We start from the raw sequence: 21,901 nt of genomic DNA, 5'->3' as shown, positions 1-21,901 counted from the left end.
GGTTACCGAATCCGAAAAGCGCCTAACCCAACGAGCAGTCCGGCTGTCGCAGGTCGGGCAGTGGGCGACAAGCGATGAAACGCCGTATGGGCCGCTATCGCGTGTGCGGTGTCCCGATACTCAGCATTGCTTGCGGCTCGCCCCTTTCGAAGACGGCCGGATCGGGCCGCACCATCGCAACATTCCCGGCGGGTGCAAGTGGGTCGGCACCGAGGTACTGGACGACCGGCAGCGCATCCCACGCGAATACCTGATCACCATCGGCGACACCACCGGTATCGACCGCAAGCGGCTGCCACGTGAGCGGCGGTGACTGGAATGACCGACACGACAGCACATCTGGCGGACGATGCCACCATGGTTCTGGCGGACACTCCGGTGTCCCGGTGCCGGTTCTATCAGCGGGTGTGCGGGCTGCCCGCGCGGATAGATCCGCAGATGGGCCGAATCTTCGTGCTGTCCGGCAGCGTCGGCGCGATCACCGTGCCCGCGCAGCTCGGCGCGCTGGTGAAAAACCATCTGAACCGGGCCGCACCGGCTGGGCCGATCATCTCGCATCCACGGTCGAAGCGATGGACATTTCTGATCAGGCCGGATGTCCGCGATGAGATGCCGCTGTTCACCGAGCTGTTCCGGCTCAACGCGACCTTGGCTCCGATCGGAGCGCAGATCGCGCTGCCCTCCCCCGCCGATGAGGCTGGGGCTGTGGGGTTTCGGCTGTGGGCGCAGGCCCCACGCGACTCCTACCGGCCGTCCGGGCTGGCGGTGATCGAGGCCATCCGCACCTGCGTGCGTCCGCGACCAGGGCCGCAAAGGTGAACCGCATGGCCGAGCGGCGCATTACGGAGCTGAACGGCGAGACCGTGGTGTGGCGGGTTGAGGCGGGGGTGATCCGTGTGCTGCTGGTGCAGCGCGCGGACGGTTCGAGCATCCGATTCCGCACCCCACCGTCACTGGGTGAGTGCGTCGACCTCATTCCGCGCTCGCTGTGGGAACAGATCCGCTACCAGCACGAACGACCGAGAATCGACTAATGGGAGGAATGGAACCGAAGCCCCATGACTCGTCGTAGGCCGACGCAGCTTTGCCCTCCCAGCCGTCCGCGACAAAGACGCCGGTTGATCGGTGGGTAACTGCTCTGGCCTGCAAACAGTACAGGATGTACAGTTTGTACATGGCAGAGCTTGCTTATGATCGCCCTACACAGATTCCGACGCTATCCTTCACCGAGGCACGCGCGCGCTTCACCGAGATCGTCGGACGCGCCGAATACGCGAAGGTGCCTACGGTCATCACCAAGCGTGGCCGCGAAGTCGCTGTGGTGATGCCGGTCGAAGCATTGTCGTACTTGCTGGCCCGCCTGCCCCGGGACAGTGGACGCAAGAGCATTGCCGAAACAATCGAACGCCTGGCCGAGATCGGCGCCGGAACCGGGCTCACCCATGAGCAGGTCATCGAAGCAATCCGGGAGGTTAGGGAGGACGACGAGTGATCGTCCTGGAGACCAGTGCGCTGATCGAACTGCTCACCGATCAGCGCAGCCTGCGTCACTCGGTCGCTGCCCGACTGCTGGCCGAAGAAGCGATGGGTGAAAAACCTTATGCCCCGGCACTCATCGACGCCGAGGCCGCCAAGGTCCTGCGGCGGTTGTCCCGTAAGGAGCTTCCCAACGAGCGGGCCACCGCGGCGATCGATGAAATGGCTGCCATGGATATGGTTCGCTGTACGTTCGAGCACCTGCTGCCCCGTGTTTGGGAACTGCGGCACAACATGTATCCATTCGATGCGGTATACGCAGCATTGGCTGAGGACCTCGGTGCCCCGTTGGTGACCAGCGATATGAAATTCGAGCCCCTGGCAGTGAGTGGCATCATCCGATGCAGCGTCGAAACCCTGACACCGAGCGCGGACCGAGTCCGGCAACTCGATAACTGAGATGCCGAGCGGGACAGCGTCCGGCACCCACCGTGTTGCTTCTGGCGGCTCTCGACAAGAGAGCCGCTACCGGTACGGGTGAGCAAAGGACTGTCAGCGGCAGGCAGTCCAGGTTCACGGACGGCTCAGGGCGCTCGCGTTCGCGTTCTCGCTCAACAGCGCGGCCTCGGACTGGCCGGTCAGCATGCCCTCGAGCACGTTCTTCCCGATGGCCGCCTCGGTGGGCAGCGGGATCGGATAGTCGCCGTCGAAGCATGCCGAGCACAGCCGGGAGCGCGGCTGCTCGGTCGCGGCGATCATGCCGTCGATGGAGATGTAGCCGAGGGTGTCGGCGCCGATCGAGCGGCGCACGCCCTCGACCATGTCCGCGACATCGTCTTCGGTGCCCGCGCCGTTGGCGATCAGCTCCGCGCGCGAGGCGAAGTCGATGCCGTAGAAGCACGGCCACTTCACCGGCGGCGAGGCGATCCGCACGTGGATCTCCAGCGCGCCCGCCTCGCGCAGCATGCGGACCAGCGCGCGCTGGGTGTTGCCGCGCACGATCGAGTCGTCCACGACGATCAGGCGCTTACCGCGGATGACCTCGCGCAACGGGTTGAGCTTCAGCCGGATGCCCAGCTGACGGATGGTCTGACTCGGCTGGATGAACGTGCGCCCCACATAGGCGTTCTTCATCAGGCCTTGGCCGTAGGGCACACCCGATCCCTGCGCGTAGCCGACCGCGGCCGGCGTGCCGGATTCGGGGACCGGGATCACCAGATCCGCCTCGACCGGATGCTCCTTCGCCAGACGGCGACCGATCTCCACCCGGGTGGCGTGCACCGACCGGCCCGCGATGGTGCTGTCCGGCCTGGCCAGATACACGTACTCGAAGACGCAGCCCTTGGGCTCGGGATTGGCGAAGCGCATCGAGCGCACGCCGTCGGCGTCGATCGCCAGCAGTTCGCCGGGCTCGATCTCGCGGACGAACGCGGCGCCCACGATGTCCAGCGCGGCGGTCTCACTGGCAACGACCCAGCCACGCTCCAGCCTGCCCAGGCACAGCGGGCGAACGCCGTGCGGGTCGCGCGCGGCGTAGAGGGTGTGCTCGTCCATGAAGGTCAGGCAGAACGCGCCCTTCAGCGTGGGCAGCAGTTCCATCGCGGCCTGCTCGATGCTGGAATCGGCCGCGGCGTGCGCGAGCAGGGCGGTGACCACATCGGAGTCCGACGTCGCCGCGGCGGGCTGCGGACGGCCGCCACGCACCGTGGCGCCGAGCAGACCGAGTTCGCGTGCGCGACCGGCCAATTCGGCGGTGTTGACGAGATTTCCGTTGTGTCCCAACGCGAGCCCGGAGCCGACCGCGGTGGTACGGAAGATGGGCTGGGCGTTCTCCCAGGTCACTCCGCCGGTGGTGGAGTAGCGACAGTGGCCGACGGCGATGTGACCGGGCATGGCCGCCAGGGTCTGCTCGTCGAATACCTGGCTGACCAGACCGAGATCCTTGAAGACCAGGATCTGCGAGCCGTCCGACACCGCGATGCCCGCCGCCTCCTGCCCACGGTGCTGCAACGCATACAGGCCGTAATACGTGAGCTTGGCCACTTCTTCGCTCGGCGCCCAGACTCCGAAGACACCACACTCCTCGCGCGGCTCGTTCTCGTCGGCGTCCGGAGCGGAAATCGAGGTGGCGGAAGTGCTGTCGACCGGCAGTTCGGCGTTGGTCACCGTTTGCTCCCTGTTCGGGCGGGCTGGGGGCAGATTTCATTCTACGGGTGCACGCCCGTGCCTTCGCACCGCCATCGCATCCGAGCAGCAATTCGCCGATGACCGAAGCAACAGATTTTCCCCGCCGTCAGCTGTTACCGTGCGCAGCGTGACGACGACGGATGACACGGGCGAACCGGCGCCCGACACACCCGGCGACCGCAGGCCATGGCCTCGAATGGTGCTGTTCCCCCTCGCCGTGCTGACCCTGCTGACCGCGCTGCTCGGCATCATGTACCTCGACTACGTCGTCGATCCCGAGAAGAACCTGCACGATTTTCCGGTCGCCCTGGTCAACCAGGACGTCGGGGACGTGATCGGCAGCGGGGACGAGCGCAGGCAGGTGAACTTCGGCAACCAGATCACCGAAGCGCTGGCGCAACGCGTGCCGTCGGACAAGGTCGACCTGCGCGTGATCAGCATCAGCGAGGCGGAGCGGCAGATGCAGTCCGGGCAGGTGTACGGCGCGATCGTGATCCCGAGCGATTTCAGCAAGCGCCTCGGCATTCTCGGTGTGGGCAGTGTCATACCGGGTGACATTCAGCGACCCATCATCACGGTGCAGACGAACCCGCGTACGGGTGCGTTCGGCACCCAGATCGTGCTCCGGATCGGCGACCAAGCGCTGACCGAGGTGAACCGGCAGGTCGGTCAGCAGCTGACCGATCAGGTCAACGCGCAGCTGGCCCCGCGACCAGGCGGACCGCCCGCGCCCGAACTGTCCGGCGCGACCAGGGTCGCGCTCGCCTCCCCGGTCCAGGTGGTCGTGCAGCAGTACCACCCGCTGCCCGACGGCAGCGGTCAAGGCCTCACCGCGTTCTTCTACGCGCTGCTGTTGCTGCTGGCCGGAGTGGTCGGCGCGATGGTCATCCACACCATGATCGACGCCCAGCTCGGTTTCGTGCCCACCGAGTACGGGCCGTGGTACGTGCACTATCCGCCGACGCCGATCTCGCGGTTCCGGACGCTGCTGATCAAGTGGGGCGTGTTCGTGCTGGCGGCGAACATCGTCGCCGGGGTGTTCCTGATCGTCGGCACGCTGCTGGACATGCCGATCGACAATCCGCTCGCCCTGTTCCTCTACAGCGCGCTGGCGATGATCGCGGTGGGCGTGACCGGGCTGTCCATGCTGGCGGCGATCGGCTCGGCGGGGCTGCTGGTGAACCTGATCCTGTTCGTCATCCTCGGACTGCCGTCCTCCGGCGGCACCGTGCCGATCGAGGCGACGCCGCGGTACTTCGGCTGGCTGGCCTCGTTCGAGCCGATGCACCAGGTGTTCCTCGGCGTGCGGTCGATTCTGTATTTCGACGCGAAGTTCGAAGCCGGACTCACCCGCGGGGTGTGGATGGCGGTGCTCGGGCTCACGATCGGGCTGGTGTTCGGCGCGGTGGTCACCCGCTTCTACGACCGCAAGGGGCTGGAGCGGCGCAACCGCGTCCAAGCGTGAGCCGCCCGCGGCCGGAATGATGGTCGACGTGACAACCGCGATCACCCGCGGCGCTCGCCGAACGCTCTTGCGCGAGGCGGCGTTCACGCTGGTCTTCGGCTCCCGCCCCGGTATCAAAACGGCTCTGCTCGAACGGTTTACGAGCAAGTCCTGACTGTGCCCGGTCGCGACGGAGCGGGCGTTAGGCGGTCGCGGCCCGGGTGATCGGCAGCCAATGGCCTATTTCGGCCGCGCGTGTGCCGGACGCGCTGACCGCACCGGAGTCGACCGCGGCATCGAAATCGAGCAAGCCAGTGGCCAGCAGCAGCCAAGTACGGGGATCTGTCTCCACCACGTTCGGCGGGGTGCCCCTGGTGTGCCGCGGGCCCTCGACGCACTGCACCGCGACGAACGGCGGTACCCGGACCTCCACCGAGTGCCCCGGCGCCGAGGCCGCCAGCGAACGCGCCGTGGTTCGCACCGCCGCCGCGAGTTCGGTGCGAGCGGGCGCGCCGGACGACTCGTCGCGCAGCCACTCGCTCACCGCCGCCACCGCCGCCCGCATCTCCGCTGGATCCACCGTCCCTCGCGCCACCCAGCAGACCTTACTTCCCGCTCCCGACACCCGAGACCCCACTCAACACAGGCGCCCGGGCGCACACCCTGGAAGGCGCGGGGAGGCGGGCGACTGTAGCGAAACGGTCAGGCGGCCTTTGCCGCACACCGTTTCGCAATCGTTGACTATTTCGTTACGACTGCGGCGGGCAGCGGACAACAAGTGGCTGCCACCAGGGCTGATGCCGCGCTCAGCTGCACGGGCCGTTTCCACGGCGGCGGGCCGAGCGCGACGGAACCGTGTGATCGTGCCGGTCAGCGTTCGCCGAAGGATGCCCCGAGGTGGCGGGCCAGGCGCGGGGTGATCGCTCCACCCACATTCATGGCCAAGTGCAGCAGTGCCGGTGCGAGGGCATCGGCGGTGCGGCGGCGCAACCCGCTGAAGACGAGGCCGCCTGCCGTGGTGACGGCGATCGTGGCGGGCACACTGTCGCCCGCCACACGCGCCGGTGTGATGTGCCAGAGGCCGAAGGTCGCCGCACTGAGCACAGCGCCCGCGCGCGGACCGAAGGCGTTGTCCACGATCGGGTCCAGCGTGCCGCGGAAGATGAGCTCTTCGGTGTAGACCGTCCCGATCGGGATGTGTACGGCCACCCACTCCACCGTCGACACTTCGGGCCTGCGGTCGCCGATCGCGCCCACTCTCCGCCGTGCCGCCGGAAGGGCAAGGGCGGCACAATAACTCGCCGCGACGGCGGACGCGGCGAGCAGCCCGTAGCGCAGGCCGCCCGGGGAGTACCAGTTCGTCCGGTCGCGCAATGCGAGCGCGTACCCGGTGGCGAAACCGGCGTTGGCGGCGGTGCGGCCGCGCACTCCGAGCCCGAGGCGGGGCAGCACGAGGTTGCTCCAGGCCAGGGGAAGCGCCACGGCGGCAACCGTGCCCGTAAGCCGCGCTCCGGTCACTTGGTCGTCCGCTCGAAATCCTCCGCGGCATCCACCTCGGAACGAATGCGTTCGGACCGCTCCGCGGTCCAGTCCGGCGGCGCCGCGATGGCCGCCCAACCGTCCAGCACCAGGCTGCCGTAGCGGTGCCCGTGTCCGTCGGTGACGCCCTGCGCGTTGGTGAGGTCCGCGGCGACCTGCCAGAAGGTGACGAACGGCCACCAGCGCATCTGCGAGGACACGTCCGAGCCGCGCGGCTCGGACAGCCAATCCGGACGCGAGAAGATCAGATCCGTCGACCACCAGACGATCGGGTCGGACGCGTGCTGCAGATAGACGATGCGCGGCGGCCGCCATTCCGAGGTGGGCCGCGCCAGGTCGGCGGCGTCGGAGGCGAACCGGACCACGAGCCCGTCCGCGTACACCGGCTCGACCTCGCCCGAACCGGGATCGCGGCGCTCGACGAACTGCTGCCACAGCCGGTTGGAGTTCGGCGGACCGACCCACAGCGCGCCGTTCACCTTGGCCCGCAGATCGGCCAGCCCGTCGAACGCCGCCTCGGACCCCTGCGAACCCAGACTCTCCCCGTACACGAGCAGTTTGGGTCGCTGCTGTGGCGGGCGCGCGGTCCAGTGCTGGTACACCGCGTCGAACAGGTCCTTGCCCGCCGCGGCGGCCTTGCCGCGGTCGGCCAGGAACGACAGCACGCTCGGCAGGTAGGAGTACTGCGTGGCGACGATGGCGGTGTCGCCGTCGTACATGTACTCGATCGCCCCGGCCGCCAGCGAGTTCACCCAGCCGGTTCCGGTGGTGGTGACCACGACGAGCACCTGCCGGTCGAACGCCCCGGTCCGCTCCAGCTCGGCCACCGCCAGCTCGGCCGGTTCCTCGTCCCTGTCGACCGACTCCAACCCCACGTAGGCCCGGATCGGTTCCTTCGCCGGGCGGCCGGTGACCGAGGTGATCCGGCTGGCGGTGGGACCGTGCGAGACGAACCACCGCCCTTCGAACCCGAGGGTCTCCCATTTCGCCAGGGAGACCGGGCTGCCGGAGCGCTCCGGTTGCTGCGGCTGGACCGCGTTCACCGAGGTGTAGTCGTTGCGCACGCTGAACGCCGAGTTCGCCACCGCGAAGAACGCCCGCACCGCCACACCGTTGAAGATCGTGACCGCGAACACCACCAGAACGAGGAACCCGGCGGCGGGCGCCAACTCGCGCGGCACCCGCACCCACCGGTTGAGCAGGCGAGCCAGGAAACGGATGATCTCCCGCACCGTCCGGTACACCGCCACCGCCGCGGCGCCGACGGCCACGCTGAGCAGCCCGGTGCGCAGGTAGGCGGGCGTGGTCGTGCCCGCCATCCCCATCAGCGCGGTGATCTCGCGCTGCCACCGCGCCGATTGCACCAGCATGAGGGCGGCGCTCAGCGCGGCGGTGAAGAGGATGGCCGACTTCGCCGCGTAGCGCACCCAGGTGGGCGGTGGGGAGAACTTCAGTCGCGGCCGCACCCACAGCCGGAACAACCACTCCAGCAGGCAGCCGACCCCGTACCCGAGCGCGGCGTTGATCCCGCTGATCAACCCCTGGAACAGCCAGTCGCGCGGCAGCAGCGACGGCGTCACCGACAACGCGAAGAACACCGTCGCGACCACCAGGCCGACGTAGTTCAGGTCGATGATCTCCTCGGCGCGCCGGACCACCGCGACGGTGCGCGTACGCAGCCTCCGCATGGTCCCGGCGGTCTCCAGCATTCGACCAGTATGGCGGTCGCCACCGACGTTCCGGCGCGTCGCCCGACAGAACACGGGCGCGACCGGCGCGGATCACGCTGAACGGTTGCCCAGCGCCCGGAATCGAACTCGCCCATGGCAACTACCCAGTCCGCTCGAGTAGTTGTACGCGGGCGCGCGGGCGGCGCCGTCCGCAGACTTCCTATCCATGAGCACATCGAGCGCACGCCCGAGGGCCACAGCGGCTTTCGTCGCGCAAGCCGCGATCGCCTTCGGCGTCAGCTTCATCGGGGTGGGCATCGGCATCGTGGCTCTGCCCTTGGACATCTGGCAGCGCGGATTCCTCGCGATGTCGGTCCTTTTCCTGGTCACGAGCACCTTCACGCTGGCGAAAGTGGTTCGGGACCAGCACGAAGCGGCGACCATTCACGGTCGCATCGACCAGGCGCGGATGGAAAAACTGCTCGCCGAGCACGATCCGTTCACATCCGTCGCCTGACCACGCGCACCTGGGCGGGCCCGGTAATCGAGGGGTCCAGGCCCGCCCAGGTGGGCGTTCAGACCGCGCCCGCGCCGAACAGCTTCGGCAGCGTGCCCTCGTGCGCGGCCCGCAGCTTGTCCATGGTGATCGAGAAGTGGCCCTGCACCTCAACCGAATCCGAGCCCTGGTCCACCACGCCGATGCGCACCCATGGCAGCTCGCGCGCCGTGCACATGCGGGTGAACCTGGTCTCCTCCGACCGCGGCACGGCGACCAGCACCCGCCCCGCCGACTCGGAGAACAGCATCACGAACGGGTCGGCGTCCTCGGGAAGCAGGATCCGGCAACCGGTCTCACCGGCGAGCGCGGCCTCGACGACGGCCTGCGCGAGGCCGCCCTCGGACAGATCGTGCGCCGCACTGATCATGCCGTCGCGGGAACCGGCGGTGAGCACCTCGGCGAGCAACTGCTCGCGGGCGAAATCGACCTTCGGCGGGACGCCGCCGAGATGGTCGTGCGCGACCTGCGACCAGATCGAACCGCCGAACTCGTCGTGCGTCTCGCCGAGCAGGATCAGCGTCTCGCCCGGCTCCAGGCCCAGGCCGGTCGGGATGCGGCGGTGCACGTCGTCGATCACGCCGAGCACGCCGACCACCGGGGTCGGCAGGATCGCGGTCTGGCCGGTCTGGTTGTAGAAGCTGACGTTGCCGCCGGTCACCGGGATGCCGAGCGCCACGCAGCCGTCCGCGAGACCGCGCACCGCCTGCTGGAACTGCCACATCACGCCGGGGTCCTCCGGCGAACCGAAGTTCAGGCAGTTGGTGACCGCCTTCGGCGTGGCACCGGTGGTGGCCACGTTGCGGTAGGCCTCGGCCAGCGCCAGCTGCGCGCCGGTGTAGGGGTCCAGTTTGGTGTAGCGGCCGGACGCGTCGGTGGCCAGCGCGATACCGCGGCCGGTCTCCTCGTCGATCCGGATGACGCCCGCGTCGGCGTGCTCGGCCAGGACGGTGTTGCCGCGCACGTAGCGGTCGTACTGCTCGGTGATCCACTTGCGGCTGCACAGCTGCGGGCTGGAGATCATCTTCAGGAGGGTGTCGCGCAGCTCGTCGTCGGTCTTCGGCCGGGTCAGCCGGTCGGGGGTGTCGGCGATCAGCGCGTCCTGCTCGTCGGGGCGCGCGACCGGGCGCTCGTACACCGGGCCCTCGTGCGCGACGGTGCGCGGCGGCACGTCCACCACGGTCTCGCCGTTCCAGGTGACCACCAGCCGGTCGCCGTCGGTGACCTCGCCGATCACCGTGGCGAGCACGTCCCACTTGCGGCACACGGCCATGAACGCGTCCACGTTCTCCGGGGTGACCACCGCGCACATGCGCTCCTGCGATTCGCTGGAGAGCACCTCGGCGGGGGTCATGTTGGCCGCGCGCAGCGGCACCTTGTCCAGCTCGATGCGCATGCCGCCGTCCCCGGCGGCCGCGAGCTCGGAAGTGGCGCAGGACAATCCGGCGCCGCCCAGGTCCTGGATGCCGACCACCAGCTTGGCCGCGTACAGCTCGAGACAGCACTCGATGAGCACCTTCTCGGTGAACGGGTCGCCGACCTGCACCGAGGGCAGCTTCTTGCGGCCGGTGCCGGACTCGTCGCCGGAGAAGGTGTCCGACGCCAGCACCGACACGCCGCCGATGCCGTCCAGTCCGGTGCGCGCGCCGAACAGCACGATCTTGTTGCCGGCGCCGGAGGCGAAGGCCAGGTGCAGGTCCTCTACCCGCATCACGCCGGCGCACAGCGCGTTCACCAGCGGATTGCCCTGGTAGGAGGCGTCGAACACGGTCTCGCCGCCGACATTGGGCAGGCCGAGGGAGTTGCCGTAGCCGCCGACGCCGCGGACCACGCCGTCCACCACGCGACGGGTGTCGGCCGCGTCCGCCGCGCCGAAGCGCAACTGATCCATCACCGCGATCGGACGCGCGCCCATCGCCATGATGTCGCGCACGATGCCGCCGACACCGGTGGCCGCGCCCTGGTACGGCTCGACGTAGGAGGGGTGGTTGTGGCTTTCCACCTTGAAGGTGACCGCCCAGCCGTCGCCGACGTCCACCACGCCCGCGTTCTCACCGATGCCCGCGAGCATGGACGCGCGCATCTCGTCGGTGGTGGTCTGGCCGAAGTAGCGCAGGTGCACCTTCGAGGACTTGTACGAGCAGTGCTCGCTCCACATCACCGAGTACATCGCCAGTTCGGCGTCGGTCGGCCTGCGGCCGAGGATCTCCTTGATGCGGGCGTACTCGTCGTCCTTGAGGCCCAGTTCTTTGTAGGGTTGCGGCACATCGGGGTTTGCTGCGGCTGCGCTGACAGTGTCGACCTGCGGAGTCACGAGGTACCAGGGTCCTTTCGGCCGGGCAGGGGGTCGGCAAGCCGGCGGAGCCGGCGGGGTGGGCGAACTCAGCGAAGCGACGAGCGTTGTCACTGGGTTGCGGCGAGATGCCTGGGTGTAAGTCTAAAGGCAGTGGGTACGGGCAACGCAGGTGAGGCCGCCACGGCGGAGCCGAGGGTTCGCGGGAGGGTCCGCGCGAGGGATTTCCGGGGGCGATGTCGGCAGCCGGGTGGACCGGCTGAGCGGCGGTGAGCACCGGCTACTCTGAGCCGGTGAACGAAGGATCGGGGGTCGCGAATCCGGGTGGGCGATCAGCCGCCACGCGATCCCGGAGCGGAGATCCCGCCGCCGCGCCCAGCAGCGCGCCGAACCTGTCCTCGCCGCAAGTGCGCTGGCTGATCGCAGCCATCGCCCTGTTCGCGGTGTCAGCGATGGTGTCCCTGGTAGCGCACTGGTGGCACGGCTACATCGATCTGCAGGTCTATCGCAACGGCGCCCGGGTGTGGTTGGACGGCGGCGAGCTGTACGGCCCGATGCCGCCGGTCGAGGGCATCGGACTGCCGTTCACCTATCCCCCGCTGGCCGCGTTGTTCTTCGCGCCGCTGGCCCTGATGCCGCTGACGGTCGCCGAGGTCCTGGTGACCGCCACCTCGGTGGCGAGCCTGGCTATCTCGCTGGGGTTGGTGCTGACGCGCCTGCGTCCCGAGCTGTCCCGGCCGACTGTGCTCACCCTGGTCGTCGGCGCGGTGGCGGTGGCGCAGTTCCTCGAGCCGATCCGCCAGACCTTCGGCTTCGGCCAGGTCAACCTGGTGCTGATGGCCGCCATCGCGCTGGACTGCCTGGTGCGCAAACCGTTCTGGCCGCGCGGCATGCTCATCGGCATCGCGGTGTCGGTGAAGCTGATCCCGGCCGGTTACCTGCTGTACTTCCTGCTGCGCAAGGACTGGAAGGCCGCGGGCACGCTGGTGGTCTCCGCGATCGCGGCGGTCGGCCTCGGATTCCTGTTGTTCCCCAGCGATTCGGTGGACTACTGGTTCACCACCCTCGCCGATACCGGCCGGATCGGCCCGCCCTATTTCGCGGGCAACCAGTCCATCAAGGGCATGGTGTTCCGCCTCGGCGTCGACGATTCGGCGGCCACCCTGCTGTGGATCTCGTTGTCGCTGACAGCGGTCGCGCTCGCCGCGGTGTGGATGCGCAGGCTGATCGACGCGGGCGCGACCGTCGCGGCGCTGCTGGTCAACGCCGCGGCGATTCTGCTGGTCTCGCCGGTGTCCTGGTCGCATCACTGGGTGTGGATCGCACCCGCGCTGGTAATCGCCGCCGACCTGATGGTGCGCGGCGCGCGCAGCCCGCGGGTGATCGGCGCGGTCGCGGCGTGCACCCTGCTGTTCCTGATCGGTCCGCACTGGTTGTTGCCGCACTCGCGCGACCGCGAACTCGATTGGGCCTGGTGGCAGCAGGTCATCGGAAGTAGTTACGTGCTGGTCACGTTCGCGGTGTTCGTGGTCGGGGCCGTCACCTATCGCCCGGTGGTCTCGGGCGTCAGGAAGGCGGCCAGCGCCGCGGCGTAGGCCGGGACGTCGGACGCGCCCATCAGTTCGCGCGCCGAGTGCATCGCCAGCTGCGGCGCGCCGACGTCGACGGTCGGCATGCCGGTGCGGGCCGCGGTCATCGGCCCGATCGTGGAGCCGCAGGGCAGATCGGCGCGATGCACATAGCGCTGCAACGGAACTCCGGCCTGTGCGCAGGCCAGCGCGAACGCGCCCGCGCCGGTCGCATCGGTGGCGTAGCGCAGGTTCTGGTTGACCTTGAGCACCGGTCCGCCGTTCACCTCGATCCGATGCGCGGGCTCGTGCCGTTCCGGATAGTTGGGGTGCGTGGCGTGCGCCATGTCACCGGACGCGCAGACCGAACCGGCCAGCGCGGCAAGGTAGTCGGCGCGTCCGCCGCCGCGCGCGAGCACGACGCGCTCCAGCACGGCGGGCAGCAGATCCGACTGCGCGCCGCGATCGGACTGGCTGCCGACCTCCTCGTGGTCGAACATGGCCAGTACCGGGACCGCCGCGCCCGGCTGCTCGATCGCGGCCAGAAATGCCTGCAGGCCTGCCAAACAGGTGCCCTGGTTGTCCAGGCGCGGCGCGCTGACCAGGTCCTGGTCCCGGCCGACCAGCCTGCTCGGCGTCAAGTCGTGGGTCATCAGCTCCCAGCCGAGCACCTCGCCCGCGTCGACCTCGGCGCGCTCGGCGACGAAATCGAGGAACGCGCCGGACTCGGACCCGACGCCCCAGACCGCGTTGACGTGCCGCTGCGGGTCCAGCGTGACGCCCTTGCGGTCTTCGGACAGGTGGATGGCCAGCTGCGGCACCCGCAGGATCGGTTCGTCGATGCGAACCAGGTGCTCTCGCACCGTGTTTCCCTCGCGCACGCTCAACCGCCCCGAGACGCCGAGCTCGCGATCCAGCCAGGAGTTCAGCCACGCGCCGCCGTACGGTTCCAGGCCGACCAGCTGCCAGCCTGCCGAAGTCAGGTCCGGGTGCTGCTTGACCCGCAGGTTGGGGCTGTCGGTGTGCGCGCCGACCACACGGAACTGGGTCGCGCTGGCGTCGTCTCCGCTCGCCCAGGCGACCAACGATCCGCCGCGCACCACGTAGTGCCTGCCCGGGCCACCCGAGGGCCAGGGCTCCGATTCGGCCAGCCTGCTGAACCCGCGCGCGTCCAATTCCGAAGCCACCGTCCGGCAGACGTGGAACGGTGACGGAGACGCATCGATGAACGCGCACAGCCCGGCGGCCGTGGCTGCGGTGGTGGAAACGGGCATGCCTGCGATCCTAGGCGGCGGCGGCGCCTCCGCTCGTCCGGCGCGGCTTGGGACGGACTTCGTCCGACAGCACCCTTTCTGCGGCGGCCTCGCCTCCGCTCGTCCGGCGCGGCTCGGGACGGACTTCGTCCGACAGCGCCCTTTCTGCGGCGACCTCAGCCTCCGCTCAACGTGCGCAGCTTCAGACGGTTCTGTCCGACAGCGTCCTTTCGGCGGCCCCCTCAGCCCGCACTCAACCGGTGCGGCTTCAGGCGGAGTCCGTCCAGCAGCGTCCTTTTCTGCGGCTGCCCAACCAGCGCTCGCCCTGGCGCGGCTGTGAACGGCGGTCGTCCAACGCGCCTGTCATGGAATCGAGTGCCACGCTCGAGGAGCTACACCCGGGCCGATGTCGGCGCACGGCGCCGCCTTCGATACCACATTCCCCGGGAAACCGCGCGGCGCGAATACTCCCTCGGCCGCATCCATTCGGATTGGAACATAACAGTCAGAATGGTTTGGCGGACACCGGTGAAATCGTGCGTTCACGACATTCATCGGATGAATGTCGGTACTCCAGGGTATTTACTCCGACGCAATGGAAACCAGATCGAGCAGTCGCATGAGTTCGGTATATCGGCGCGCTCCGATTCGCCCCCGCAACGCCTGCTCGGCGCGCGCCTCTTCCGCGCGGACCTCGGCGACGAGGTCGGCACCGAGCCTGCTCAGCCCGATCAGGACGCGGCGCCGGTCGTCCTGCGCGGCGAGCCGGAAGATCAGGCCTCGTTCGGCCAGGTAGTCCGCGTGCCTGGTGGCCGAGGACGGCGCGAGCTGCGATTTGGCCGCCAGCTCGGTCATCGTGATGCCCGCGTCGCCACAGAGGTTCGACAGCATCGACCACTGATCCGGCGAGAGCTGTCTGGCGCACAGCGCCGCGTCCAAGTGCCGCACCCACCCGCGCTCCGCGGCACGCAGCGCGCCATGCAGCGTGGAATTTCCGCTTACAATGGTCGTCATTTAATTCCTGCCTGCCATGAATTTCGCTCGAACGAGAAGAAGAGTACCCAATGCCAGCGCTCGGCGAGAGCCCCGAGGGCACCATCGAGATCCTCAACATCGTTCCGCTGCAGGGACCGGGCGGTATCATCGCGCCGTCCTGCGAGGCGGCGATATCGCTGGCCGTCGAGGAAATCAACCACGGTGCGGGAATTCTGGGACGAGAAATTCGTACTACGAATATCGACGGCGGACGGCCACCGCATGAGGTCGCCGCCGAGGTCTCGGCGCTGCTGGCCACCGGCATGGTGCACGCCATCACCGGCTGGCACACCTCCGCGGTCCGGCGCGCCGTGGCGCGGGCCGGCGCCAGCCGGGTGCCCTACCTGTACGCGACCAGCCACGAGGGACTGACCGACGAACTACCCGGCGTGCTGCTGCTCGGCGAGCATCCGGCCGGGCAGACCGTGCCCGCCGTGCACTGGCTCGAACGCGAGTACGGCGTGCGGCGCTGGGCGATCATCGGCAACGACTACATCTGGCCGCGCCAGTCCGCCAAGGCGATTCGCGAGAGCCTGGCCGATCCGTCCGCGATCGTGCTGGAACAGTTCGTCCCGCTGGGTCTGCCGGACTTCTCCGGCTTCCTCACCCATCCGGCGCTGGACTCGGCCGACGCGGTGGTGATCCTGATGGTCGGCGCCGACGTGTCCCGGTTCAACCAGCAGTTCGCGGCCACCGGCCGCGCCGCGACACAGCCGCGGGTCAGCCCGGCAGCCGACGAGAACGTGCTGCTGGCGGCAGGCCCGGAGGCCAACCGGAACCTCTACGTGGCGTCCAGCTTCTTCCTCGACGACCGCACCGCCGACGGGCGCGACCGGCTGACCCGCTACCACCGAAGGTACGGCGCCTTCGCCCCGGCGCTCACCAGCTTCAGCAACGCCACCTACGACGCCATCCACACCCTGGGCGCGCTCGCACGGACGGTCGGATCACTCGAGGTGCCCGCGATCCTCGACGCCATCGACCAGGGCGTGGTCCTCGAAACCCCCGGCGGCCTACGGAGTTTCCGCGGCAACCAGGCCATCCAACACGGCTACCTGGCCCGTGCCGACGGCGTCGGCTTCGACATCGTCGACCGCATCGCCTGATCCGTATTCCGGTCTCGGGGAGCGCGGCGACGCCAACGTCAGTATTTCGCGCCGCGAATCGGGCTGGACAGAACCGCGCCGTGCGCCGGAGCAGCCAGGACTGCCGCGTCACTGAACGTTCCGGATTCCGGCGAACCGGCCGGTCATCCGCCGCGGGTCTAGGCCGAGACCAGGGTGTCCAGCACCGAGAGGAACAGGCCGAGCCCGTCGTCGCTAGGGCCGGTCAGGGGCTCGGTGGCGTGTTCGGGGTGTGGCATCAGGCCGACGACACGTCCGTTGGCGGAGGCGATGCCCGCGATGCCGCGCTGGGAACCGTTCGGGTTGCCGCCCGCGTAGCGGAAGACCACCCGGCCCTCGCCCTCCAGTTCGTCGAGCACGGCGGCCGAGGCCTGGTAGCGGCCCTCGCCGGACTTGAGCGGGATGAGGATCTGGGCGCCCGGCTCGAAACGGGACGTCCACACCGTCGACACCGACTCCACGGTCAGCCATTCGTCGCGGCAGATGAAGTGCAGGCCCTCGTTGCGGGTCAGCGCGCCGGGCAGCAACCCTGCCTCGCACAGCACCTGGAAGCCATTGCAGATACCCAGCACCGGCAACCCGGCACCGGCCGCGCGCACGACCTCGCCCATCACGGGGGCGAAGCGAGCGATAGCCCCTGCGCGCAGGTAATCGCCGTAGGAGAAACCGCCGGGCACGATGACCGCGTCGACATTCTTCAGGTCGGCGTCCGCGTGCCACAGGCTGACCGCCTCGGCCCCGGCCAGGCGCACCGCCCGTGCGGCATCGACGTCGTCGAGCGTGCCGGGAAACGTGATGACCCCGATCCGCGCGGTCATGAGACGCGGACCACCTTCCACTCCTCGATCACCGTGTTGCACAGCAGCGATTCGGCGATCTGCTCCAGCGCCGCGTCGTCGACGCTGTCGTCGACGTCGAGTTCGAATCGCTTGCCCTGCCGCACATCCGAGACGCCATCGAATCCCAGGCGCGGGAGCGCGCCGACGATGGCCTGCCCCTGCGGATCCAGGATCTCGGCCTTCGGCATCACCTCGACCACGACTCGTGCCACGCGTTGCTCCTCATGTGGTTGTGGGGTTACCTCAGCAGCGTAGTTGTGCTGGTCGGGCCCGGCATCCGCGGGGTAGGACAAGCCGCGGCGATGTCGGCGAGAACACATCCGGCGTCGATAGCATGGCGGGATGCGCATAGCCCACTTCGGTCATTCCTGCCTCCTCGTCGAGCTGCACGGCACGAAGATCCTGTTCGACCCGGGCACCTTCTCGCACGGCTTCGAGGGCCTCACCGGCCTGGACGCGATCGCGGTCACCCATCAGCATCCCGATCACATCGACCCGAACCGGATCGACGCGCTCATCGAGGCCAACCCCGGCGCACGACTGCTCTCGGATCCGCAGACGGCCCAGCAACGCGGCGAGCCGTGGGAGCCGGTTCGGGCGGGCAACGTGCTGACACTCGGCGATCTCCAGATCACCGGAGGCGGCGGCAGGCACGCCGTCATCCACCCCGAGATTCCCGTGATCGACAACACCGTCTTCCAGCTGGGCACCCCCGACGACCCGGCCCAGCTCGTGCACCCCGGCGACTCGCTGTGGGTGCCACCGGTTCCGGTCGGCGTGCTGGCCGCTCCGGCCGCCGCGCCGTGGATGCGGATCAGCGAGGCGGTCGATTATCTGCGCGCGGTCGCTCCGCGTGTCGCGCTGCCCATTCACTTCGGCATCATCCAGCCCGAGGCGCAGGGCATCTACTTCGGTCGTCTGAACGAAATGTCCCCTGCCGGAACGGAATTCAGGGTGCTTACACCGGAGGACGCAATCGATCTGTAGCCCCGGCGTAGGTCGCGAGGAACAGTGCCTCGGCCAGGGCCATGTGTTCGATCTCCTTCGGGTCGACGCTCTCATTGGGCGCGTGGATGAGGCATTTCGGTTCCTCGACGCCGAGCAGCATGATCTCCGCATCCGGGTACGTCGCGGAGAAGACGTTGCACAGCGGGATCGAACCGCCCTGCCCCTGAGTGGTCGCGGGTCGTCCATAGGACGTGGCCAGCGCCGCCTCCATCGCGGACCGCGCCGGCCCGCCGGTGCGGGACCGGAACGGCGCTCCCATACCTTCCAGCTCGATGGTCACCTTGGCGTGCCACGGCGTGTGCGCGTCGAGGTGGTCGACGAGTGCCCGGTACGCCTGCGCGGGATCGGTGCCCGGCGGAATGCGCAGGTTGAGGCGGGCTCGGGCGATCGCGGGGACCGCGGCGGCGGAACCGACCACGGGCGGGGCGTCGATGCCGAGCACGGTCAGCGCCGGTCGCGCCCAGAGCATGTCTGCGACGGCGCCGTCACCGGTGAGTTCGACGTCGCGCAGGACGGCCGCGTCGGCGTGGAACTGCTCGCTCGGATACTGCACACCCGGCCAGACCTGGTCGTTGGGAAGTCCGTCGATGGTGGTGTTGCCCCGCTCGTCGCGTAGGGAAGCGAGCACCTGGATCAGCGCGGCGAGCGCGTCGGGGGCCGGTCCGCCGAACATGCCGGAATGCAGTGGTCCGGCGAGGGTTTCGATGGTGACCACCACATTCACGTTGCCGCGCAACGTCTCGGTGAGCGTCGGCACGCCCGCGGCGAAGTTACCGCAGTCGCCGATCACGATGGCGTCCGCGCGCAGCAGATCCGGGCTGGCCTCGACGAACCGTTCCAGTCCACCGGTGCCCTGCTCCTCGGAGCCCTCGGCGACCAGCGTCACCCCCAGCGGCAGGTCGGGGCCCAGCGCCCGCAGCGCCGTCAGATGCATGACGATGTTGCCCTTGCAATCGGCGCTGCCGCGCCCGTACCAGCGTCCGTCCCGCTCGGTCAGCTCCCAGGGCGGAGTGCGCCACGCCCCCTCGTCCATCGGCGGCTGGACATCGTAGTGACAGTAGAGCAACACCGTCGGCGCACCGTCCGGCGCTGGCCGCGCTGCGACGACCGCCGTGCTGCCGTCGGGCGTCTCGTGCAGGCCGACCGTGGTCAGGCCCGCCGCCGCGAAGGCATCGGCGACCCACTGTGCCGCACGGTCGCACTCCTCCGGAGGAAACTGCCGCGGATCCGCCACCGACTTGAACGAAACAAGCTGGGCTAAATCGCTTTTCGCCTGCGGCATCAACTCCGCGACCCGCGCGCGCAGTCCCGCGGTACGAGCATCCTCGGTCATCCCCCAACCCTATCCCCGGCCCGCCCGGGTGAAGTTCCCACTGCCTGGCGGGTCTTCGAATCCGGCACCCCGCTCTGCGACGACCTCATGGGATGGGTGAAGTCCATCCGCCGCGGAAGGCGGTGTGTCAAGCTGAGCGAGAGGGCGTCAGCTATTTACTGGCATCCTCAGCGAGGCACGGCAACGCGGCCGGTCCGCAAGCGACCGGCGCCCGCACAGGCACACCGCACACGAGCCGAATCGGGAGGCCGCATTCATGTCCGAAGGAGCCGATGACCTGTTCGCCCTGCCGGGGCTCAGCCGGTCCGCGCCGCGCGGGGGATTTCCGGCGCACGAGATGTTCCCCCAGGTCGCCTACGAGATCGTGCACGACGAGCTGATGCTCGACGGCGTCTCCAGGATGAACCTGGCCACCTTCTGCACCACCTGGGTGGACGACCAGGCGCGCAGGCTGATGTCCGAATGCCTGGACAAGAACATCGTCGACAAGGACGAATACCCGCAGACCGCCGAACTGGAGCGCCGCGGCGTCCGGATGGTCGCGGACCTGTGGCACGCGCCGGATCCGGCCACCACCCACGGCACCTCGACCACCGGGTCCAGCGAGGCGGCCATGCTCGGCGGTCTCGCGGCCAAATTCCGGTGGCGCAAGCGCGGCGGCACCGGGACGCCCAACTTCGTCTGCGGGCCCGTTCAGGTCTGCTGGGAGAAGTTCGCACGCTACTTCGACGTCGAGATCCGGCAGATTCCGCTGCGCGGCGACCGGCTCACCATGCGGCCCGACGACCTCGCGACGCACTGCGACGAGAACACCATGATGGTGGTGCCGACCTTCGGCCAGACCTACACCGGACTGTTCGAAGACGTGGCCGGGATCAGCGCCGCGCTCGACGCGCTGCAGAAGGACAAGGGCCTGGACATCCCGATCCACGTCGACGCCGCCAGCGGAGGCTTCCTGGCTCCGTTCACCGCGCCCGATCTGCTCTGGGACTTCCGGCTGCCCAGGGTGAAATCGATCAACGCCTCCGGCCACAAGACCGGTCTCGCACCGCTCGGCGCGGGCTGGGCGATCTGGCGCGAGGCGGCCGACCTGCCGGAGGAATTGATCTTCAACGTGGACTACCTCGGCGGCAGCATGGCCACCTTCAACCTGAACTTCTCCCGGCCGGGCGGGCAGGCGATCACGCAGTACTACGACTTCATCCGCTTGGGACGCGCCGGTTACGCCAGGGTGCAGTCCGCGATCTACCGGGCGGCGCAGCATTTGGCCGCAGGTCTGCGTGAATTCGGCGTCTTCGAGCTGATCCACGACGGCGACCCGCAGCGCGGCATCACGGCGGTGTGCTGGCGGCTGACCGGCGATCCCGGATTCAACCTCTACGACCTCTCCGACCGGCTGCGCTCCAGAGGCTGGCTGATCGCGGCGTACCCGCTGCCCGCCGACCGCGACGACGAGACGGTCATGCGGGCGGTGATCCGCCACGGCTTCTCCGTCGACATGGCCGACCTTCTCTTGGACGATCTCACCCGCTGCCGGAGACAACTGGAGGAGCGGCCGTTTTCCACCTCGCTCACCCGCACGGAAGCGGGCGGCTTCACTCACGACGCGACACCCGCGGTCCCGCGGACGACGATCGCTCCGGCCTGACCGCGACCGCGCCGCCGCCCGATTACGCCATTCGCGGGCGGCGGCGCCGATCGGCCGCGCGGAGGCGGTGCCGACCGGCCGCGCGGAGGCGGTGCCGACCGGCCGCGGCACGGCGGCGGCCGATACACCGCCGCGCCGCGGCGTCATTCATGCGGCTCGGGCGGCCGGGAACGGCTCCCAGCGGTAGGTCCCGCCGACCGCGCCGTGGTACAGCGCGAGGTCGACGGCGTCGAGCACGGCTTGCCGCGGCCCGGAGCGCTCCAACTGCGCCGCGGACACCGCGAGACGGAGCGCCCCGCCGCGGCGTGCGGTGCGGGCGGCGCCCATCACCAGAGCGCGGCACCACCACGGCTCCGCGCGGAAACCCTCACCGATGCCGTACACCCGGGACTTCTGCGCCATATTGCGCTCCAGATCGATGATCGAGGTGAGGCCGAGCGCGAGCCGGAAACCGACCTCCGGCAGCGCGTCGAGTGCGCCCGTGGAGGCGTTCCACCGGGGCGCGGCGAACAGCCGGGTGCGCAGGTCGACCTGCTCCATCACCCGGTCGGCGGCGGTCAACCGCAACCGCGCCTCATGCTTGGGCAAGGCGGCGAACTCGGCTCGCCGCCGCTTGGTGGCGGCTTGGTCGTAGCCGTGCAGCACGATGGCGTCGCCGCGGGCCCGGCGAACGCGCAGCCAAGCCTGGGTCGCCGGATCGTCGAGCAGCCGGTATCTGCCCTTCAGCCGCGGTGCGACCAGCAGGGAGAGCGGCACGCCGCGCCGATCCATCTCCTCGGCGAATCCCATCGCCGTGTCCCGGGTGGTGTCCCTGATCCCGGAAATCGATACGATCAGCTCAGCGTTCATGAACCTACGGTGCCAGCCGCACATGTCCTCGACGTGCAGCCCGTATGACCAGGCGGCGAACAGTGCCTCACGCTTGTAT

The 21,901-nt window shown here is 69.0% G+C and carries 23 protein-coding genes; 12 read left to right on the top strand and 11 right to left on the bottom strand.

The genetic code is table 11. From position 1 onward, the window contains the following. Positions 1–130 precede the first annotated feature (130 nt). The 5 genes from ON34_RS02635 (at position 131) to ON34_RS02615 (ending at position 1,935) form a co-directional block, all read left to right on the top strand. Complete coding sequence (locus ON34_RS02635; RefSeq protein ID WP_040773694.1) at positions 131–313, top strand: hypothetical protein; 183 nt, start codon at positions 131–133, stop codon at positions 311–313. Positions 314–318: 5 nt separating this feature from the next. Continuing rightward, entirely contained in the window at positions 319–819 is a 501-nt protein-coding gene (locus ON34_RS02630) for a DNA-directed RNA polymerase subunit beta (RefSeq protein WP_245547855.1), read from the top strand. Positions 820–824: 5 nt separating this feature from the next. After that, complete coding sequence (locus ON34_RS02625; RefSeq protein WP_157172147.1) at positions 825–1,034, top strand: hypothetical protein; 210 nt, start codon at positions 825–827, stop codon at positions 1,032–1,034. 140 nt (positions 1,035–1,174) lie between these two features. Next, positions 1,175–1,492 (top strand): type II toxin-antitoxin system Phd/YefM family antitoxin, encoded by a 318-nt coding sequence (locus tag ON34_RS02620; RefSeq protein ID WP_157172146.1) that lies wholly within the window; start codon positions 1,175–1,177, stop codon positions 1,490–1,492. After that, positions 1,489–1,935 (top strand): type II toxin-antitoxin system VapC family toxin, encoded by a 447-nt coding sequence (locus tag ON34_RS02615; protein WP_051022086.1) that lies wholly within the window; start codon positions 1,489–1,491, stop codon positions 1,933–1,935. The genes ON34_RS02620 and ON34_RS02615 overlap by 4 nt, the downstream gene beginning before the upstream one ends. Before the next feature lie 114 nt (positions 1,936–2,049). Here the strand turns inward: ON34_RS02615 and purF are convergent, their stop codons facing one another. Continuing rightward, positions 2,050–3,642 carry an amidophosphoribosyltransferase gene (purF, locus tag ON34_RS02610; protein WP_040773687.1) on the bottom strand — a complete coding sequence of 531 codons (1,593 nt, stop codon included), beginning with the start codon at positions 3,640–3,642 and terminating at the stop codon, positions 2,050–2,052. 217 nt (positions 3,643–3,859) lie between these two features. Here purF and ON34_RS02605 point away from each other — a divergent pair, with 217 nt between their 5' ends. Together ON34_RS02605 and ON34_RS37995 are read left to right on the top strand one after the other, a co-directional pair. Beyond that, positions 3,860–5,128, top strand: a complete 1,269-nt coding sequence (locus tag ON34_RS02605) for a YhgE/Pip domain-containing protein (RefSeq protein ID WP_040773684.1) — start codon at positions 3,860–3,862, stop codon at positions 5,126–5,128. 28 nt (positions 5,129–5,156) lie between these two features. Next, positions 5,157–5,282, top strand: a complete 126-nt coding sequence (locus ON34_RS37995) for a hypothetical protein (RefSeq protein WP_281032431.1) — start codon at positions 5,157–5,159, stop codon at positions 5,280–5,282. A 27-nt stretch (positions 5,283–5,309) separates the two neighbouring features. Here ON34_RS37995 and ON34_RS02600 read toward each other — a convergent pair whose 3' ends face one another. From ON34_RS02600 to ON34_RS02590, 3 genes are all read right to left on the bottom strand, one after another. Further along, a complete protein-coding gene (locus tag ON34_RS02600; protein ID WP_040773682.1) occupies positions 5,310–5,672 on the bottom strand; it encodes a sterol carrier family protein in 363 nt (120 codons plus the stop codon). 305 nt (positions 5,673–5,977) lie between these two features. Further along, the gene (locus ON34_RS02595) at positions 5,978–6,589 is read right to left on the bottom strand and encodes a CPBP family intramembrane glutamic endopeptidase (RefSeq protein ID WP_245547853.1); all 612 of its coding nucleotides are present in this window, start codon (positions 6,587–6,589) and stop codon (positions 5,978–5,980) included. Positions 6,590–6,621: 32 nt separating this feature from the next. Next, entirely contained in the window at positions 6,622–8,355 is a 1,734-nt protein-coding gene (locus ON34_RS02590; RefSeq protein WP_040773678.1) for an alpha/beta hydrolase, read from the bottom strand. A gap of 187 nt (positions 8,356–8,542) precedes the next feature. Between ON34_RS02590 and ON34_RS02585 the strand changes: the two genes are divergently transcribed. Next, on the top strand, positions 8,543–8,833 hold the full coding sequence (locus ON34_RS02585; protein WP_040773676.1) for a YiaA/YiaB family inner membrane protein: 291 nt from the start codon (positions 8,543–8,545) through the stop codon (positions 8,831–8,833). A gap of 58 nt (positions 8,834–8,891) precedes the next feature. On the opposite strand, the gene purL is transcribed toward ON34_RS02585, so the two are convergent. Further along, positions 8,892–11,186: a phosphoribosylformylglycinamidine synthase subunit PurL gene (gene purL, locus ON34_RS02580; protein ID WP_040773675.1), complete on the bottom strand. Its 2,295-nt coding sequence runs from the start codon at positions 11,184–11,186 to the stop codon at positions 8,892–8,894. A 272-nt stretch (positions 11,187–11,458) separates the two neighbouring features. On the opposite strand from purL, the gene ON34_RS02575 reads away from it, so the two are divergent. Then, positions 11,459–12,760 carry a glycosyltransferase 87 family protein gene (locus tag ON34_RS02575; RefSeq protein ID WP_245547851.1) on the top strand — a complete coding sequence of 434 codons (1,302 nt, stop codon included), beginning with the start codon at positions 11,459–11,461 and terminating at the stop codon, positions 12,758–12,760. Here the strand turns inward: ON34_RS02575 and ON34_RS02570 are convergent. After that, positions 12,709–14,007, bottom strand: a complete 1,299-nt coding sequence (locus tag ON34_RS02570) for a M18 family aminopeptidase (RefSeq protein WP_040773672.1) — start codon at positions 14,005–14,007, stop codon at positions 12,709–12,711. The genes ON34_RS02575 and ON34_RS02570 overlap by 52 nt on opposite strands. Positions 14,008–14,568: 561 nt before the next feature. Continuing rightward, positions 14,569–15,000 (bottom strand): MarR family winged helix-turn-helix transcriptional regulator, encoded by a 432-nt coding sequence (locus ON34_RS02565; RefSeq protein ID WP_040773671.1) that lies wholly within the window; start codon positions 14,998–15,000, stop codon positions 14,569–14,571. Positions 15,001–15,050: 50 nt separating this feature from the next. Here ON34_RS02565 and ON34_RS02560 point away from each other — a divergent pair, with 50 nt between their 5' ends. Further along, positions 15,051–16,127, top strand: a complete 1,077-nt coding sequence (locus ON34_RS02560) for a substrate-binding domain-containing protein (protein WP_040773670.1) — start codon at positions 15,051–15,053, stop codon at positions 16,125–16,127. Positions 16,128–16,285: 158 nt separating this feature from the next. On the opposite strand, the gene purQ is transcribed toward ON34_RS02560, so the two are convergent. Further along, positions 16,286–16,963 carry a phosphoribosylformylglycinamidine synthase subunit PurQ gene (gene purQ / locus ON34_RS02555; RefSeq protein WP_040773668.1) on the bottom strand — a complete coding sequence of 226 codons (678 nt, stop codon included), beginning with the start codon at positions 16,961–16,963 and terminating at the stop codon, positions 16,286–16,288. Then, positions 16,960–17,196 (bottom strand): phosphoribosylformylglycinamidine synthase subunit PurS, encoded by a 237-nt coding sequence (gene purS, locus ON34_RS02550; RefSeq protein ID WP_040773797.1) that lies wholly within the window; start codon positions 17,194–17,196, stop codon positions 16,960–16,962. The genes purQ and purS overlap by 4 nt, the downstream gene beginning before the upstream one ends. A 130-nt stretch (positions 17,197–17,326) precedes the next feature. Between purS and ON34_RS02545 the strand changes: the two genes are divergently transcribed. Continuing rightward, positions 17,327–17,971 (top strand): MBL fold metallo-hydrolase, encoded by a 645-nt coding sequence (locus ON34_RS02545; protein ID WP_040773667.1) that lies wholly within the window; start codon positions 17,327–17,329, stop codon positions 17,969–17,971. On the opposite strand, the gene ON34_RS02540 is transcribed toward ON34_RS02545, so the two are convergent. Next, positions 17,943–19,325, bottom strand: a complete 1,383-nt coding sequence (locus ON34_RS02540; protein WP_040773664.1) for a dipeptidase — start codon at positions 19,323–19,325, stop codon at positions 17,943–17,945. The genes ON34_RS02545 and ON34_RS02540 overlap by 29 nt on opposite strands. A 256-nt stretch (positions 19,326–19,581) precedes the next feature. On the opposite strand from ON34_RS02540, the gene gad reads away from it, so the two are divergent. Next, the gene (gene gad, locus ON34_RS02535; protein ID WP_040773663.1) at positions 19,582–20,973 is read left to right on the top strand and encodes a glutamate decarboxylase; all 1,392 of its coding nucleotides are present in this window, start codon (positions 19,582–19,584) and stop codon (positions 20,971–20,973) included. A gap of 147 nt (positions 20,974–21,120) precedes the next feature. On the opposite strand, the gene ON34_RS02530 is transcribed toward gad, so the two are convergent. Continuing rightward, a complete protein-coding gene (locus ON34_RS02530) occupies positions 21,121–21,822 on the bottom strand; it encodes a DUF2334 domain-containing protein (protein WP_040773660.1) in 702 nt (233 codons plus the stop codon). Positions 21,823–21,901: the final 79 nt, after the last annotated feature.

Source organism: Nocardia pneumoniae NBRC 100136, assembly GCF_000308755.1.
In the GTDB taxonomy this organism is placed as follows: domain Bacteria; phylum Actinomycetota; class Actinomycetes; order Mycobacteriales; family Mycobacteriaceae; genus Nocardia; species Nocardia pneumoniae.
Note: the sequence above shows the minus strand (reverse complement) of the source record. Positions and strands in the feature narration are given on the sequence as shown.

Coding starts and splice junctions, on each gene's coding strand:
- ON34_RS02630 (WP_245547855.1), top strand. CDS start 319: ATGACCGACACGACAGCACATCTGGCGGACGATGCCACCATGGTTCTG.
- ON34_RS02625 (WP_157172147.1), top strand. CDS start 825: ATGGCCGAGCGGCGCATTACGGAGCTGAACGGCGAGACCGTGGTGTGG.
- ON34_RS02620 (WP_157172146.1), top strand. CDS start 1,175: ATGGCAGAGCTTGCTTATGATCGCCCTACACAGATTCCGACGCTATCC.
- ON34_RS02605 (WP_040773684.1), top strand. CDS start 3,860: ATGGTGCTGTTCCCCCTCGCCGTGCTGACCCTGCTGACCGCGCTGCTC.
- ON34_RS02600 (WP_040773682.1), bottom strand. CDS start 5,672: ATGCGGGCGGCGGTGGCGGCGGTGAGCGAGTGGCTGCGCGACGAGTCG.
- ON34_RS02590 (WP_040773678.1), bottom strand. CDS start 8,355: ATGCTGGAGACCGCCGGGACCATGCGGAGGCTGCGTACGCGCACCGTC.
- ON34_RS02585 (WP_040773676.1), top strand. CDS start 8,543: ATGAGCACATCGAGCGCACGCCCGAGGGCCACAGCGGCTTTCGTCGCG.
- ON34_RS02570 (WP_040773672.1), bottom strand. CDS start 14,007: ATGCCCGTTTCCACCACCGCAGCCACGGCCGCCGGGCTGTGCGCGTTC.
- ON34_RS02565 (WP_040773671.1), bottom strand. CDS start 15,000: ATGACGACCATTGTAAGCGGAAATTCCACGCTGCATGGCGCGCTGCGT.
- ON34_RS02560 (WP_040773670.1), top strand. CDS start 15,051: ATGCCAGCGCTCGGCGAGAGCCCCGAGGGCACCATCGAGATCCTCAAC.
- purQ (WP_040773668.1), bottom strand. CDS start 16,963: ATGACCGCGCGGATCGGGGTCATCACGTTTCCCGGCACGCTCGACGAC.
- ON34_RS02545 (WP_040773667.1), top strand. CDS start 17,327: ATGCGCATAGCCCACTTCGGTCATTCCTGCCTCCTCGTCGAGCTGCAC.
- ON34_RS02540 (WP_040773664.1), bottom strand. CDS start 19,325: ATGACCGAGGATGCTCGTACCGCGGGACTGCGCGCGCGGGTCGCGGAG.
- gad (WP_040773663.1), top strand. CDS start 19,582: ATGTCCGAAGGAGCCGATGACCTGTTCGCCCTGCCGGGGCTCAGCCGG.
- ON34_RS02530 (WP_040773660.1), bottom strand. CDS start 21,822: ATGAACGCTGAGCTGATCGTATCGATTTCCGGGATCAGGGACACCACC.